The sequence below is a fragment of the Myxococcus virescens genome (assembly GCF_900101905.1).
Lineage (GTDB): Bacteria > Myxococcota > Myxococcia > Myxococcales > Myxococcaceae > Myxococcus > Myxococcus virescens.
Map to the genome: position 1 here is coordinate 461,733 of NZ_FNAJ01000003.1, position 14,561 is coordinate 476,293.

The following is a 14,561-nucleotide window of genomic DNA, read 5'->3' on the forward strand; positions in this document are numbered from 1 at the left end:
CTTGCGAGCCGGATGCTAGCGCGTTCCGCCCTTGGTTCCACGTCCCCCTGCACCCGGAGGCACAGGACGGTCGGTCCCCGACGGAGAGCGGGGACGCCGCTGGACGGACGTGCCCTCCCCCCGGGGCTTGGGCATGGGCGCCAGGGCCGGCGAGGTGATGGCCCGCCCCACCAGCACCCGGGGGGGACGCTCCGGCTCCTGCTCCGCCTCGGGGGGCTTGGCCCGGCCGCCTCCCTGGGCACCGGATGCGCGCGAGCGGAACACCCGGGAGACCTCCGAGACCTCCTGCTCCGGCTCCGCGGCCCCGAACTTCATCCGGGCGGCCCGGGGAGGCTCCTCCGCCGGACGCTGCTGCCCCCGGGACGCGACGCGGGAGCGCTCATCCGCTGGGCGCGCCTGGACGCGGGAGCCTTCGGCCACACGGGAACGCTCATCTGGGGCTCCGGATTGGACGCGAGAGCCTTCGGCCACGCGTGAGCGCTCGTCTGGGACGTTGGCATGGACGCGCGAGCCCTCCGCCACACGGGAACGCTCATCCGCAGGTCGGGCGTGGACCCGCGAGCCCTCGGCCACGCGCGAGCGTTCGCCCTGGCCTCCAGCCTGAACCCGCGAGCCCTCGGCCACCCGGGAACGCTCGTCGGGCGGACGCGAATGCACCCGGGAACCCTCGGCGACCCGCGCGCGGTCCCGCTCTGACAGCGTGTCGGGGTCCTGGGGGCGAGGCCGTGCGCCGCGCTGCCCCAGCCGAGAAGGCGGCGGACCAATGCGCGCGCCCTCTGGATCCGCGCGAGGCGGACGCGTATCGGGCCCCTCCCCCTCACGGTGAGCCCCCGCGCCGCCCGCGTTCGCGGGCTCACGCCGGGCCGGCATCCGCTGCACCGCGGAGCCATCCTGTCGCTTCGCGGGCGTGGCCACGCGGGACGGCTCACGCGAGGACAACACACCCGCGTTTCGCGCCGCCCGCTCCGCCATGAAGTCCCGCCGGGCCGGCGCTCCCCCGCCCTGGCGAGCCGCCCCCGGGGTCTGCCCCCGCACCGGCGGTCGTGTCGGCACATCCCTGCCAGCAGGCGCCGCCTTGGCAGGTGCGGCCTTGGCAGGTGCCGCCCCACCAGCAGGCGCTGCCCCACCGGGCGCCGCCGCCTTGGCCGCGGGTGGCGCCGCCGCGGCAGCCGCCTTCCGGGCTCCCGGAGGCGGAGGAAGAACCGCGGACTGGCGCGGAGGCGGCGGTGTCGCCAGGCGAACCGGCCGCTCGATGAGGCCACGCGTGGCCAGCCGCTCCAGGTCCATCACGATGTCGGTCCGGCCGCCATCGCCTCGCGCGGTGGGGCGCACGCGCTCCTCGCGCACCCACTTCGCCAGCAGGCTTCCGAACTCACCGCGGTACTTCTCCAGCATGCGCGCGGCGAACTCCGGAGACTGCGCCACGCATGCGCGCGCCAGCCGCTGAGCCCCCGCGCTGCGCAGCGCCACCGAGGGCCGCGTCAGCCCCTCGTGCGGCTCCAACTGCGCCCGGGCATCCTCCTCCGGCAGCTTGCGCGGAGCGTTGGCGGCCACGGCCTTGGTGGCCAGCAGCTTCAAGTCCGGCGGCAGTTGCTCCAGCATGGCCTCGCGCTCCGCGTCCGGAAGGCCCGCCAGCGCCGGCCCCAGCACCCGCGCGCCCAACCGGTCGCACATGGTGAGCAGCTCCCGCTGCTGAAGCTGAAGCACGTCCGCGAACTTGAAGCCCGCGGCCTGCTGCCCAGCGACCTCGCGCGCGAGCAGTTCCTCCAGCTTCCACCGGACGATGTCCAGGACCTGCGGGCGGACTTCGCGGGTCAGCTTCACGCGCGAGGGCGGCAGATGCGCGCGCACCGCCTCCGCCAGCGTGCCCGGCAGCGCGCGCAGCACCACTTCCACCAGCGCGCCCCGCTCACGCTGCAGCAGCGCGGCCAGCCGCTCCGGTTCGGCGCTCCAGAGCTGACCACGGCGGTCCTTCACCAGCCGCTTGATCTCCTGCACCAGCGCGGGAATGCGCTTCTCGCGCGGAACCTGAAGCAGCTCCTGCGCGCGATGACGCAGAAGCGCCCCCTCCTCTTCGGGAAGGTGCTCCAAGGCGCCGAGGCTCTCCTGGCCGCAGAACGTCACGGCCGTCAGGAGCAGCATGCTCTGGCGCTTGTTGAGCGAGGTGAAGAACGAGTCCAAACGTCACCTCGCGGGCCCCACGGGCGCCCGCTGGGAGAAGGAGGGAAGCCCCACCGTGAGGGGCGATGACGTCAAGCCTCGGGAGGACGACCGCGGGTACGCGCTCCAGCGCGCGTGGCAGGGGCGCTGCTGGAGCCGCCGCGCATGAAGGTCCACATCGTCAGGCCCAGCATCGCCAGCACCAACACGAAGGCGCCCGCGAACATCACCTTGAACTGGCTGGCGCTGGCCGCCGTCATGCGCAGCCCCAGCACGTCCTGCAGGCGGCTCTCCGCGTCCGTCTCCGCCGACGGCGGCAGGGCCTGCGTCATCAGCACCGTCACCGCGCTGGCCTTCAGCTCCGGCACCGCGGTGGCCGCGAACTGCTGCACCACGGCGGTGTCGATGGGCGGCTTGCCACCCTCGCCCGGGCGGTACTTGATGAACACCGACGCGGACGGCATCGGCTTGTTCTCCGGCTGCGTGAGGTCGTTGTTCTCCGGAATCATCACGATGGCGCGCGCTTCCAGCACGCCGTCGATCTGATTCAGCGCATTGGAGACCTCGCCGCCCATCGCCTTGAGGAGCATGGCGCGCTCCTCCGTCGCGGTGGGCACCATGCTGCCCTTGGCGAAATGGGCCAGGCCCTTCTCCACCGGCCGCGGCAGCGAATTGAGCTTGAGCAGCTCCGCCGCCTGCGCGGCATCCGCCTTGGGCACGGTGATCATGAACCGCACCTCGTTGCCGCCTTCTTCTTTTTCCTTCTTGGCGTTGATGCCGTTCTTGCTGAGCAGGACGTAGATTTCGTTGGCGTCCGCTTCGCTCAGCGCGTGCTGGAGTTCAATGTGGCAGCCCGTCAGGAAGAGAAGGGCGAGAAGCGAGGCGGCAAACGCGTGCGGTCGGCGAATCATGGGCGGGTCGGAGCTTACTAGGCCCCCGGAAAACGCGGAAGGGCGCCCCCTCCCGCTCGTAGAGGGAGGGACCGCCCTTCTTGAGGCCGCGCCGCCGGGAAACCGGGGTTGGGCCTACACCTGGGTCTTGACGACGTCCTTCAGGCCGGTGGTCGCCTTCTCCACGACCTTGCTCGTCAGGTCCAGCTGCTGCGTGTACTGGTACATGGAGGCCTGGAGCGACAGCAGCTCCGCGTTGGAGAACGCCTTGCCGCTGGAGGCCTGCTTGATGATGTGCTCCAGGTTGACCTGGCCCTTCTCCAGGTCGCCGACGATCTGCGTCATCATGTCGCCCGCCTTGGACGACTTGGACGCCTCGGCCTTGGCCGTCACCGGCTCCGCCGCCTTGGTCGTCACCGACTCCTGGGCGCCGTGCACCTTGTTGAGGGCGGCCTTCTCCGTCTTGTTGACGGACTCCACCTGACGCACGGCATCCGTGCGCTGGGTGGCCTGCGCCGCCTGGGCCTTGTTCACCTGCTGGGCGGCGTCCACCTGACCGGCGCCCTGCGCCTTGTCAGCGAGAACTCCGTCGAACTTCGACGCGCCCTGCTTGTTCGTCTGCTGAGCGCCCTGATCCTGCAGCTTCTGCTGCGCGACCTGCGCCGCGGAGACTCCGGCCATCGGACCCGCCATGTGAGACCCTCCTTGCATCCATCGGAGAAGGAGGAAGCTCCTCCTCCTCGTTCAAGAGTTCCTTGAGCCGGTCGATTGCCCGCGCATGCAGCCGCGAAGCCCAGCTCTTCGACTGCCCTATCTCCGCTCCCGCTTCCTCCAGCGTCCTGCCCTGGAAGTAGTACCCCATCAGGAGCTTGCGCTCCTTCTCCGGAAGCTTCTCGATCGCCGCCCGCACCCGCGTCTTCAGCTGCTCCTGCTCCATCCGGATGTCGACGGGGAGCGACTCGTCGGTGTAACCCGCCGTGTCCGCGCCTTCGATGCTGGTGGCGAAAACCATCGCCAGCCCCGTCACCGCATCCGAGATGTCATTCACATCATCGTCGAATGAGCTGCCGCGGTTGCCTGCTCCGGCCTCACGATCCGAAAGATTTCCCAGATACGCCGCCGCCCGCTCTCCCACATAGGCGTTGCGGGCATCGGAACCACGCAGCACGCCCATCTTCCGAAGCCCGTCGAAGATGGCGCCCTTGATGCGGTAGTGCGCGAAGGTGAGGAAGTTGGCCCCGACCTTCGGGTCGAACCGCTCGGCGGCCTCCAGAAGGCCTATCTGGCCGTAGGCCAGCAGCTCATCCAGCTCCAGCTGGGCATTGAACTGCTTGCGCACGGTCGCCGCCAGCGACCGGACGTAGGGGCCGTACTTCTCGAGGATGACCTGCCTGTCGTCGCCCAGAGCCAAGCGCCGCTCACTCGGCCTTAGACCACAGCCGCTCGAGGACCTGATTCAGCCGCGGATCATCCTGGAGCGCGTCTGCAATCTTGGTGGTGAGGGAGGAAGACTTCATGCGGAGCTTCTCCTTCAGGACTTCGGCGACCAGGGCCTGCGTCGCCTCTTCCTTGCTCTTGAAGCCCCCGTTCTTCAGCTTCCGGGCAATGGCCACCGCCTGGGAGGCCACTGGATCCGCGGCCTGGGGGCCCTGGACATTGCTGGAGCCTACCAGACCCGAGGGCCCGACAAGAGACTCCGTCCGGTCCACCCGGCCACCAAAGCTGGCGCCACCCGCCGGAGCCGCGCCGGCAGGACCCTTCGCGCCACCCGCGCGGCCCTTCCCACCGCCTCGTCCGACACCTCCGACAGCCATCGCCGTGACCTCCGTCCTACGACTTCGCCGGAGGCAGGACTCCCGCCTCCTTGGCCTGGATGAGGGACTGCGCCAGGCGGGCACCGTCCCCGTCCGGATCCAGGTCCATGGCGGCCTTCAGCTCCTTGAGCGCCTCGGGAACCTTCCCCATGAACAGCAGCGCTTCGCCCGCATGCGCCCGCGGGAGCCCGGACTGCGGAGCCAGGCGCTGCGCGACGCGGTAGGCCTGCAGGGCCTTGTCATGACGGCCCTGCGAGAACTCCACGGCGCCCAGCGCCAACTGGGGCACCTCGCTCCGGGGCATCAGCGCGGCCGCCCCGGAGAAGATCTCCTTCGCCTTGTCGAAGTGGCCCATGTCGAGCCACAGGTAACCGGCCTCCAGCAGGACTCTGGCCTGCTGGCGTCCGAGCGGGACGAGGCTGTTCGAAATCTCCGAGGTGTCCGCCATTGACGCTCCCTAGGGCGACAACGCCCGCAGTTAGCGGACGTTGCTGATGGAGTTCTTGATCGTATCGTTCCGCGACTTCATCACGTTCGAGATCGCGGTGAAAGTCTGCGATTCCTGCTGAATGGCGGCCTGCAGGTTCAGGAGCTTGGAGTTCTCCTCGGCCATCTTGTTCAGCGAGAAGTTGCCGTTGACGGTGTCCGTGGTGCTGCCGGTGCCCTGCGCACCCAGACCCAGCGGCGAGCCGGAGCCAGCCACCGCGCCACCCAGACCGCCCGCGACGACACCGCCGCCAGCCGGCGCCACCGCGCCGCCCAGGTTGCCCGCCACCGCGGTGTTCATCACGCCCGCGTACGGCGCGCCCATGCCCGAGCCACCCGTCGAGGAGAACGTGTGCATCGAGGAGACGGCGGCGGAGACGATCTGCCCGCCGGGGACCATGCCCGCCATCGCGCCCACACCCGTGCCCACGGCGCTGGCGGCGCTGTTGAGACCATTGTGAAGCCGCGCGCCGAAACCGGTGTCCGGCGTCTGCCGCGCCGTCGTGACGTTGGTCGAGAGACGAACGTTCGGGCCCATCATGTTGTCGATCTTCGCCATTGCTTCCTCCAGGCGCTGCTTTCAGCGGAAAGGTCAGAGATCATCGATACTCAAGATGCTCTCTCTTGCATTATCGGCGGGGGGCCTCGCCGGTTGCCTAACCCCGGAAAAAAAGAGTCTCCCGGGGAAAAACCACCGTCATTTCCGGCCCTTGCCACCCTTCGATTCGGCGATCAGCCGCTCGCGGGTCTCCACCAGCATCTCCAGCAGCTCCTCCGCGCGGCCAATGGCGGCCTGGGCCTTCTTGCCCTGTTCCACCTTGGGGCCCTTGAGCTCCGTGAGGCCCGTCTTCACCCCATCGAAGAAGCCACGGACCTCTTCCACGGAGGCCGCCTCGAGCAGGGACTCGATGGCGGGAAACGAGGGCGCGGGAAGGTCCTGCGCGGTCTGGGACGGCTTGGCGGTCGGGGGCATTGCGGAGACGGTCTCCTGTCGGGCCACCGGCCGGGCTGGCCAGTGGGCGCTGGGCCCCCGACGGTAAGGGAAAAGCCCCGCTTCCTACAAGGCGCTCCCCTCTTCCCCGGACGCGCGCGGCCCCCGAACCACCGGCCGGAGAGCGAACGGCCATTCCAGCAGGGGGGTGAGCAAGCCCTGTCCAGTTCCACGAGCGCACCTAGGTTCTCTCCAACGGGGGACGTCGCCGCCCCCGCCCACTCACAACAACCACAGGAGAACCTCCATGAAGAAGCTCGTTGGCGTCTTCGCCACCATCGCCATGCTCGGAGCCGGTACCGCCCTGGCCAACAACGATGAGAACAAGCCGAAGGACTCCTCGGCGGCCCAGGGTGGCTCGGGCCAGGTGGGGCAGAGCGAAATCCAGCAGGACACCACCACCATCGAACGCGAGACGACCACCACGCCCACGGAGCCGGGCCAGGGCGGCTCCGGCACCATGGGCCAGCAGGCCAACATGGGTCAGAAGGAGCTCAACGGCCGCGTGGTGAAGGCGGAGAGCGACAAGATCTTCGTCGACATGCATGGCGCGGTGGTCCCCCTGGAGGTCGACCGCAGCACCCGCTTCAGCGACCCGACCCTGAAGAAGGCCAAGGACCTGCGCCCCGGTCAGGAGATTCGCGCCAGCTACGAGGTGAAGGAGACCAAGAACGTCGCCAAGAGCATCTCCCTCTCGGGAACGGGCGGCGCGGGTGACCCGACGCTGACGCCGGACTCGTCCATCAACCAGGACAAAGACATGGGCGGCTCCGGCGTGGACAAGCACGAGGGCACCGGTGGCGCGGGTGACGACAGCACCCTGAACCCGGACACGGGCTCCAATACCTCGCCCGACACGTACTGATGACACACCCTTGGGCATGTCAGACCTGCACCCCATGAAGGGGATTTCGGGGCCCGCAGCCGCGCGTCGGCTGTGGGCCCCGCGCCATGGGACGTGCGCATGGAGGGTTCGCCCCACCCTCCACTCCATACAGTTCATTCAGTATTGACTGAACGAAACCCCGCCGCCTAAAAGCCTGCCCGTCCCCCCGGCTGCCGCGCGCTCCGCACCGCGACGCCCAGCCGGCGAGGCGCGGAGACAGGCATGGTGGAACTGGAGGCCGCCGAACGTCGCTTCATCGAATCGGTGGGGCTGTACTTCGAGCGGCGGGGTGGCACGCGCATCGGCGGGCGCATCTACGCGCTGTTGATGCTTGCGGGCAAACCCCTGTCGAACAAGCGCATCGCCATGCTGCTCAACGTGAGCGCGGCGTCGGTGTCCACCAACCTGCGGGCCTGCACGGACATGGGCCTGGTGGAACCCGCCAGCGTTCCGGGGGACCGGCAGCACTACTACGTCATCCATTCACAGGGCTGGGAAAGCAAGCTGCGCGTCGCCGAGGAGTCCCTGAGCGCCTTCGCCCGCCTCTGCTCCGAGGCCCTCGCGGTTCCGCGTCTCGCTGGAAATCGTAACTTGCGAGAGGCGTCTGCTTTCTGTGATTTCTACAAGGCTGAGCTCACAGGCATCGCCGAGCGGTGGCGCGCAGCGAATGCCCCCCGTCCGCCACGCCCCGTCAAGACTTCGAAAGGACGTACCGCATGAATCCCACCGCTTCGCAGTCCTCCATCGTCTCCATCACGAACGTGACCAAGGACTACACCCTGGGGAAGGTGGTGGTCCCGGCGCTCCGGGGCGTGGACCTGGAGGTCCATGCCGGTGAGTTCATCTCCATCGCCGGGCCCTCCGGCAGCGGCAAGACGACGCTGCTCAACCTCATCGGGTGCGTGGACACCGCCACCGGAGGCGTAGTCCGGGTGGCCGGGCAGGACACCAAGCAGCTCACGGAGCGCCAGCTCACGAACCTGCGCCTCAACACCATTGGCTTCATCTTCCAGAGCTTCAACCTGGTGCAGGTGCTCAGCGTCTTCCAGAACGTGGAGTTCCCCCTGCTGCTCCAGCGCAAGCTGGACAAGGCCCAGCGCCGGGAGCGGGTGATGCAGCTCCTGGAGCAGGTGGGCCTGGCAAACCACGCCAAGCACCGGCCCAACGAGCTGTCCGGCGGCCAGCGTCAGCGCGTGGCCGTGGCGCGCGCGCTCGTCACGCGGCCCCAGCTGGTGCTCGCGGACGAGCCCACGGCCAACCTGGACTCGGTGACGGGCCAGAACATCATCGACCTGATGAAGGAGCTCAACCAGAAGGAGGGCACCACCTTCATCTTCTCCACCCACGACGCGAAGGTGATGAGCCACGCCAACGCGGTGGTGCGGCTGGCGGACGGCAAGTTCCTGGACCGCATCAGCGCCGCCGAGGCCAGCCGCGCCATGGCCTCTGGAGGCCACTGACCATGGGACAACTCCGTTTGCTGCTGCAGGTGGCCTTCCGCAACCTGTTCTCCAGCAAGATCAACCTGCTCATCGGCGGCATCATCTTCTTCGGCACCCTGCTCGTGGTGGTGGGCGGAGCGCTGATGGACAGCATGGACAGCGCGATGAGCCGCAGCATCATCGGCAGCGTCGCGGGCCACATCCAGGTCTACTCGGATGACTCCAAGGACCCGTTGGCCCTCTACGGCAGCATGAGCGGCGAGCCGGACCTGGCCGCGCTGGACGACTTCAGCCAGCTCCGGCCCTTCCTGGAGAAGCACCCCAACGTGAAGACGGTGGTGCCCCTGGGCACCAGCGGCGCCATCGTCACCTCCGGCAACACGGTGGACCTGACGCTGTCGAACCTGCGCGCGCTCTACAAGAAGCGCGACGAGACCGGTGAGACGCCCGAGCTGCGGGAGAGCATCGACAGCGTCAAGGGGCACGTGCGGCAGATGGTCGACCTGATGGCCGACCAGACGGCCAAGAGCGAGCAGGAGCTGGGCGGCGCCCAGAAGGACCCCGCGGAGGTGGAAGCACTCGCCCGGGCGCGCACGGACGCGTTCTGGGACGCCTTCGAGGAGGCCCCGTACAGCGCGCTGGAGCTGCTGGAGAACCGCATCGCCCCGCAGATTCCGGACGGGGACATGCTGGAGCTGCGCTACGCCGGCACGGACCTGGACGCGTTCCAGCGCACCTTCGACCGCATGGAGATCGTGGACGGACAGCCGGTGCCCACCGGGCAGCGAGGCATGCTGCTGTCCAAGTTCTTCTACGAAGAGTTCCTCAAGATGAAGTCGGCGCTCCGGCTGGACCACATCAAGCAGGAGCGGGACCTCAACCAGAAGACCATCGCCACCGACCCGGACCTGCAGCGCTGGGTGAAGGAGAACCAGACGCAGACGCGGGAAATCATCTTCCAGCTGGACCCCGTCAAGACGCGGAAGATGGTGGAGCGGCTGCAGAAGCTGCTGGGCAGCCAGGAGCCCGCGCTGGACAAGCTGCTGACGCAGTTCTTCACCACCGACGACGCCAACTTCGACACCCGCTACGCCCAGTTCTACTCGGAGCTGGCGCCGCTGCTGGAGCTGTACCGGCTGCGCATGGGGGACGTGCTCACCATCACCGCCTTCACGCGCACCGGCTACATGCAGAGCGTCAACGTGAAGGTCTACGGCACCTACCAGTTCAAGGGCCTGGAGAAGTCCGCCATGGCCGGCGCGCTGAGCCTGATGGACCTGATGTCGTTCCGGGACTTGTACGGGTACCTCACCGCGGACAAGAAGGCGGAGCTGGCGGAAATCCAGAAGCAGAGCGGCCTGGAAGCCCTCAGCCGGGACGAGGCCGAGGAGGCCCTCTTCGGAGAGGGCAGCGACAACGAGCTGGTGGCCGAGGCCACGTCCAGCGACGTGGACGACCAGGCCGCCTTCACCGGGGACCAGGGGGCGCTCACGCGCGAGAACCTGCTCCAGCGCGTCTACACCCAGCAGGAAATCGAGCAAGGCGTGGCCCTGAGCGCGGCGGTGATGCTCAAGGACCCGGAGCTGCTGGAACAGACGATGGTGGAGCTGCGGCAGGCGGCGAAGGATGCAGGCCTGAAGCTGCGCGTGGTGTCCTGGCAGGAGGCGGCGGGCATCATCGGGCAGTTCGTGTTGCTCGGGAAGCTGGTGCTCTACTTCGCCGTCTTCATCATCTTCGTGGTGGCGCTGGTCATCATCAACAACGCCATGATGATGGCAACCATGCAGCGCGTGCGCGAGGTGGGGACGATGCGGGCCATTGGCGCGCAGCGCTCCTTCATCCTGGGCATGGTGCTGGTGGAGACGCTGGTGCTGGGGCTCGTGTTCGGCTCGGCCGGCTCACTGGTGGGCAGCGGCATCATGGCCCTGCTCAACAGCGCCGGCATCCCCGCGGGCAATGAAGCGCTCTACTTCTTCTTCTCCGGCCCCCGGCTGTTCCCCACGCTGAGCGCCAGCAACCTGGTGGCGGCGTTCGTGATCGTCCTGGGCGTCTCCGCCATCTCCACCCTCTATCCCGCGTTCCTCGCGACCCGGGTCTCGCCCCTCCAGGCGATGCAGACGGACGAGTGAGAACATGCTCCAGCTCTTCCTCATCGCATTCCGCAACCTCGGCACCCACCGCAGGCGCACCCTGCTGCTGGGCGGCGCCATCGCCAGCGTCACCGCGCTGCTCGTCATCCTCATGGGCCTGTCCACGGGCATGAAGGAGTCGATGCTCCGCTCCGCCACCACGTTGTCCACCGGCCACGTCAACGTGGCCGGCTTCTACAAGGTGACGGCGGGCCAGGCGGCGCCGGTCGTCACGGGCTATCCGGCCATCCTGGAGCAGATCCGCAAGGACGTGCCGGAGCTGGACTTCGCCGTCCAGCGCGGCCGGGGCTGGCTCAAGGTCGTCAGTGAGACGTCCTCCATTCAGGTGGGCGTGGGCGGCATCGACATCCAGTCCGAGCCGGGCCTCCGTCAGGTGCTCCAGATTCGCGCGGGCGCGCTGGACGGCCTGGCCGAGTCCGGCACGGTGCTGCTCTTCGAGAAGCAGGCGAAGAAGCTCAACGTCCAGGTGGGCGAGTCCGTGACGCTGGCCGCCCAGACGCTGCGAGGCGCCAGCAACACGGTGGACGCGCGCGTGGTGGCCATCGCGGCCGACATGGGCATGCTGAGCGACTTCGGCATCTTCGTGCCGTCGGACACGCTGCGCTCGCTGTACCAGTTCAAGAGCGACACCGCGGGCGCGCTGCTGCTCTACCTGAAGGACATCCGGCACGTGCCAGTGGTGCAGGCGCGGCTGCGTCAGACGCTGACGGACGCGGGCCACACGGTGATGGACCACGACCCGCGCGCGTTCTTCATGAAGTTCGAGACCGTCAACCGCGAGGCCTGGACGGGCCAGCGGCTGGACATCACGAACTGGGAGGACGAAATCTCCTTCATCACCTGGACGCTCACCGCGCTCAACAGCCTCACCGGCGTGCTCATCTTCGTGCTGATGGTCATCATCGGCGTGGGCATCATGAATACGCTGTGGATCGCCATCCGGGAGCGCACCCGGGAGATTGGCACCCTGCGCGCCATTGGCATGCAGCGCACCCGCGTGCTGCTGATGTTCGTCTTCGAGGCGCTCCTGCTGGGCCTGCTGGGCACGCTGGCGGGCGCCAGCGCCGGGCTGGTGCTGTGCCTGGCCGTCAATGCCATGGCCGTGCACGTCCCGGAGGTGGTCGCGGTCTTCATCATGTCGGACACGTTGAATCTGGCCGTGCACCCCTCGTCCATCGTGGGTGCCATGGCCTTCATCACCGCGTGCACCACCGCCATCTCGCTCATTCCCTCCTTCCTCGCCGCGCGGCTCAAGCCGGTGACGGCGATGCACCACATCGGGTGACCCTATGCGCCTCAAGAACATGCTGTCCGCCGCGGCGCTGGCCGTGGCGCTGCTGTCCGCCCCGGCCGCCCTGGCCCTGGAGCAGGCCGAGCAGGTGAAGCTCCTGGCCACCATCGACGACCGCCAGCGAAACGGCGGCGACTACAAGGCGATGGTCTACCTGGAGCAGAAGGAGAAGGGGAAGGCGGACCTCGTCTACGAGCTGGTCGTCTACCGCCGCGACGAGGACGACAAGCTGATGATGCTGTTCACCAAGCCCAAGACGGAGGCGGGCAAGGGCTATCTGCGCCTGGACAAGAACCTCTGGAACTACGACCCCAACGTGGGCCGCTGGGAGCGCCGCACCGAGCGCGAGCGCATCGCCGGTACCGACAGCCGCCGTGCGGACTTCGACGAGTCGCGGCTGGCCGAGGAGTATGACCCGTCCTACGAGGGCGAGGCGAAGCTGGGCAAGTACACGGCCCACCTGATGACGCTGAAGGTCAAGCCCGGCGTGGACGTGGCCTACCCCGTCCTCAAGGTCTGGGTGGACAAGGTCTCCGGCAACATCCTCAAGCAGGAGGAATACGCCCTGTCCGGCCGGAAGATGCGCACGGCGCTCTACCCCCGCTGGAAGAAGATGTTCAGCGAGTCCAAGAAGGGCGACGTCTGGATTCCGGAGGAGATGCGCATCTACGACGAAATCGAGAAGGGGAACTCCACCACCATCCTCGTCAAGACAGTGGACCTGCGTCCGCTGGAAGCCAACCTCTTCACCAAGGCGTGGCTCGAGAGCAAGAGCCGATGACCCCGCGCACGCTCACCCTGGCCGCGGCGCTGTCCGCGGCCCTCACCGGTACGCCCACGTGGGCCCAGTCCGAGGAGCGGCCCGACGAGGACGCGCTCTTCGGAGGCGGGCAGGAGGAGACGCCCACGGAGGCACCCGCGGGCGAGGACTCAGGCCGGCCTGACGAGGATGCGCTCTTCGGCGGTGACGGCTCGGCGCCAGCGGCGGACGTGGACCCTGGCACCACCGGTGGCGCCACGGAGCGGCAGCCGCCGCTGACCGCGCCTGAGGAGGACCGGGACGCGGACGTGTTGAACGGCCCTGCGACCCGGAGCGCCTTCGACACCGAGGACGTGGTGGACGATCCGCTGAAGATTGGCGGTCAGTTCTACCTGCGCGGCTTCATGGCGGGCAGCGAGAACACCTCGCTCCGCCAGACGTCCTTCTCCGCCCCCACGCTGGTGGACGGCTACCTCGACGCGCGCCCGTCCGACCGGATCCGTGGCTTCGTCGTGGGACGCCTGAACTACGACCCCGCCATCCCGCCCCGGACCACGCCGGACGCCCCGGCGAACCCGCGCGTGCTGCTGGACCAGGCGTGGCTGCGCTTCGACCTGGAGCGCACGGTGTTCTTCACCGTGGGCAAGCAGCACGTGAAGTGGGGCACCGGGCAGATCTGGAACCCCACGGACTTCCTGTCGCCCCAGCGGAGAGACCCGCTGGCCTTCGTGGACCTGCGCACGGGCGTGTCCATGCTGAAGGTGCACGTGCCCTGGGAGTCCAAGGGCTGGAACGTGTACGGCATCCTCGTCATGGATGACCTGGGCACGGACGTGGGCGCCATCACCGACCCGAGCGGAAGTCCCACGTCGCAGGCCGGCGGCAGCGACCCGGTCAACCGGCTGGGCCGCCTGGGCGGCGCGCTGCGCGCGGAAGTCCTGCTGGGGCCCGCGGAGCTGGGCGCCAGCGCCGTGGCGCAGAATGGACGCAAGCCCCGCTTCGGGCTCGACGTGTCCTCACCGCTGGGGCCGCTGGACGTCTACGCCGAGGTTGCGCTGAAGGAAGGCACGGACCGGCCGCTGTACCGCATTCCGGAAGGGACGACGCTCGAGGACATCGCGCAGAACGGCGTCCAGGTGGAGGCGTACATTCCCTCGGGGCTCACGCCGCAGATGACGGCGGGCGCGAACTACAGCTTCCCCTATGGGGAGAACGACCTGGCCGTGCTGGGTGTGGAGTACTTCTTCAACTCCACGGGCTACACCGGCTCGTTCGGGTATCCGTACCTGCTGCTGAAGGACGCCTTCAACCCGCTCTACCTGGGACGGCATTACGGCGCCGCGTACCTCTTCCTGGACCGGCCTGGTCCCCTGGAGCGGACGTCCTTCAACCTGTTCACGCTGGGCAACCTGTCGGACCGCTCGTTCACCACGCGGCTCAACGTGATGCACCGGGCGCTCACGTATCTCACGGTGGAGGCGTACGGTTCGGTGAACTACGGACGGCGCGGCGGTGAGTTCCGGCTCGCCGTTGATGTACCGGAGGGGCTCGTCGTGGACGGGCAGCCGATTCCGGCCTTCTCCATCCCCGCGCCGACGTTCCAACTGGGAGCGGGGCTCCGCATCAGCCTCTGAGTCCGTCGACTCGCCCTGAGGTGCCCGAGGGCCGTGCTCCCCTGCTTCCGGGAGCGC

Annotated in this window: 15 protein-coding genes; 7 read left to right on the top strand and 8 right to left on the bottom strand. The window is 68.4% G+C overall.

Going from position 1 to position 14,561, the window contains the following annotated elements; all coding sequences use genetic code 11:
* Positions 1–15: 15 nt before the first annotated feature.
* The 8 genes from BLU09_RS12235 to BLU09_RS12270 all read right to left on the bottom strand — a co-directional run bounded on the left by BLU09_RS12235 (position 16) and on the right by BLU09_RS12270 (position 6,323).
* Positions 16–2,181: a hypothetical protein gene (locus tag BLU09_RS12235; RefSeq protein WP_090489480.1), complete on the bottom strand. Its 2,166-nt coding sequence runs from the start codon at positions 2,179–2,181 to the stop codon at positions 16–18.
* A gap of 71 nt (positions 2,182–2,252) precedes the next feature.
* Positions 2,253–3,071, bottom strand: a complete 819-nt coding sequence (locus tag BLU09_RS12240; RefSeq protein WP_011552514.1) for a type III secretion system protein — start codon at positions 3,069–3,071, stop codon at positions 2,253–2,255.
* Positions 3,072–3,185: 114 nt separating this feature from the next.
* A complete protein-coding gene (locus tag BLU09_RS12245) occupies positions 3,186–3,731 on the bottom strand; it encodes an ATP-dependent helicase HrpB (RefSeq protein ID WP_244171643.1) in 546 nt (181 codons plus the stop codon).
* Entirely contained in the window at positions 3,625–4,461 is an 837-nt protein-coding gene (locus BLU09_RS12250) for a sigma-70 family RNA polymerase sigma factor (protein WP_011552512.1), read from the bottom strand. The genes BLU09_RS12245 and BLU09_RS12250 overlap by 107 nt, the downstream gene beginning before the upstream one ends.
* 7 nt (positions 4,462–4,468) lie before the next feature.
* Positions 4,469–4,864: a hypothetical protein gene (locus BLU09_RS12255; protein WP_011552511.1), complete on the bottom strand. Its 396-nt coding sequence runs from the start codon at positions 4,862–4,864 to the stop codon at positions 4,469–4,471.
* A gap of 16 nt (positions 4,865–4,880) precedes the next feature.
* Complete coding sequence (locus tag BLU09_RS12260; protein WP_090489481.1) at positions 4,881–5,312, bottom strand: tetratricopeptide repeat protein; 432 nt, start codon at positions 5,310–5,312, stop codon at positions 4,881–4,883.
* A 30-nt stretch (positions 5,313–5,342) separates the two neighbouring features.
* Positions 5,343–5,909, bottom strand: a complete 567-nt coding sequence (locus BLU09_RS12265; protein WP_090489483.1) for a hypothetical protein — start codon at positions 5,907–5,909, stop codon at positions 5,343–5,345.
* Positions 5,910–6,047: 138 nt separating this feature from the next.
* Entirely contained in the window at positions 6,048–6,323 is a 276-nt protein-coding gene (locus BLU09_RS12270) for a hypothetical protein (protein ID WP_026113931.1), read from the bottom strand.
* Between the two features lie 265 nt (positions 6,324–6,588).
* On the opposite strand from BLU09_RS12270, the gene BLU09_RS12275 reads away from it, so the two are divergent.
* From BLU09_RS12275 to BLU09_RS12305, 7 genes are all read left to right on the top strand, one after another.
* Entirely contained in the window at positions 6,589–7,206 is a 618-nt protein-coding gene (locus BLU09_RS12275; protein WP_090489485.1) for an RNA-binding protein, read from the top strand.
* Between the two features lie 243 nt (positions 7,207–7,449).
* A complete protein-coding gene (locus BLU09_RS12280; protein WP_090489487.1) occupies positions 7,450–7,947 on the top strand; it encodes a GbsR/MarR family transcriptional regulator in 498 nt (165 codons plus the stop codon).
* Positions 7,944–8,687 (top strand): ABC transporter ATP-binding protein, encoded by a 744-nt coding sequence (locus tag BLU09_RS12285; protein WP_090489490.1) that lies wholly within the window; start codon positions 7,944–7,946, stop codon positions 8,685–8,687. The genes BLU09_RS12280 and BLU09_RS12285 overlap by 4 nt, the downstream gene beginning before the upstream one ends.
* Before the next feature lie 2 nt (positions 8,688–8,689).
* Positions 8,690–10,798 carry an ABC transporter permease gene (locus BLU09_RS12290; protein WP_090489492.1) on the top strand — a complete coding sequence of 703 codons (2,109 nt, stop codon included), beginning with the start codon at positions 8,690–8,692 and terminating at the stop codon, positions 10,796–10,798.
* Positions 10,799–10,802: 4 nt separating this feature from the next.
* On the top strand, positions 10,803–12,104 hold the full coding sequence (locus BLU09_RS12295; RefSeq protein ID WP_090489494.1) for an ABC transporter permease: 1,302 nt from the start codon (positions 10,803–10,805) through the stop codon (positions 12,102–12,104).
* A gap of 4 nt (positions 12,105–12,108) precedes the next feature.
* Positions 12,109–12,891, top strand: a complete 783-nt coding sequence (locus BLU09_RS12300) for an outer membrane lipoprotein-sorting protein (protein WP_090489496.1) — start codon at positions 12,109–12,111, stop codon at positions 12,889–12,891.
* Positions 12,888–14,504, top strand: a complete 1,617-nt coding sequence (locus BLU09_RS12305) for a hypothetical protein (RefSeq protein WP_186818010.1) — start codon at positions 12,888–12,890, stop codon at positions 14,502–14,504. The genes BLU09_RS12300 and BLU09_RS12305 overlap by 4 nt, the downstream gene beginning before the upstream one ends.
* Positions 14,505–14,561 lie beyond the last annotated feature (57 nt).

Excerpts from the sequence above, each read along its gene's own strand:
- BLU09_RS12295 (WP_090489494.1), top strand. The coding sequence starts at position 10,803 with ATGCTCCAGCTCTTCCTCATCGCATTCCGCAACCTCGGCACCCACCGC.
- BLU09_RS12275 (WP_090489485.1), top strand. The coding sequence starts at position 6,589 with ATGAAGAAGCTCGTTGGCGTCTTCGCCACCATCGCCATGCTCGGAGCC.
- BLU09_RS12260 (WP_090489481.1), bottom strand. The coding sequence starts at position 5,312 with ATGGCGGACACCTCGGAGATTTCGAACAGCCTCGTCCCGCTCGGACGC.
- BLU09_RS12255 (WP_011552511.1), bottom strand. The coding sequence starts at position 4,864 with ATGGCTGTCGGAGGTGTCGGACGAGGCGGTGGGAAGGGCCGCGCGGGT.
- BLU09_RS12305 (WP_186818010.1), top strand. The coding sequence starts at position 12,888 with ATGACCCCGCGCACGCTCACCCTGGCCGCGGCGCTGTCCGCGGCCCTC.
- BLU09_RS12300 (WP_090489496.1), top strand. The coding sequence starts at position 12,109 with ATGCGCCTCAAGAACATGCTGTCCGCCGCGGCGCTGGCCGTGGCGCTG.
- BLU09_RS12270 (WP_026113931.1), bottom strand. The coding sequence starts at position 6,323 with ATGCCCCCGACCGCCAAGCCGTCCCAGACCGCGCAGGACCTTCCCGCG.
- BLU09_RS12290 (WP_090489492.1), top strand. The coding sequence starts at position 8,690 with ATGGGACAACTCCGTTTGCTGCTGCAGGTGGCCTTCCGCAACCTGTTC.
- BLU09_RS12280 (WP_090489487.1), top strand. The coding sequence starts at position 7,450 with ATGGTGGAACTGGAGGCCGCCGAACGTCGCTTCATCGAATCGGTGGGG.
- BLU09_RS12240 (WP_011552514.1), bottom strand. The coding sequence starts at position 3,071 with ATGATTCGCCGACCGCACGCGTTTGCCGCCTCGCTTCTCGCCCTTCTC.
- BLU09_RS12265 (WP_090489483.1), bottom strand. The coding sequence starts at position 5,909 with ATGGCGAAGATCGACAACATGATGGGCCCGAACGTTCGTCTCTCGACC.
- BLU09_RS12285 (WP_090489490.1), top strand. The coding sequence starts at position 7,944 with ATGAATCCCACCGCTTCGCAGTCCTCCATCGTCTCCATCACGAACGTG.
- BLU09_RS12245 (WP_244171643.1), bottom strand. The coding sequence starts at position 3,731 with ATGGCCGGAGTCTCCGCGGCGCAGGTCGCGCAGCAGAAGCTGCAGGAT.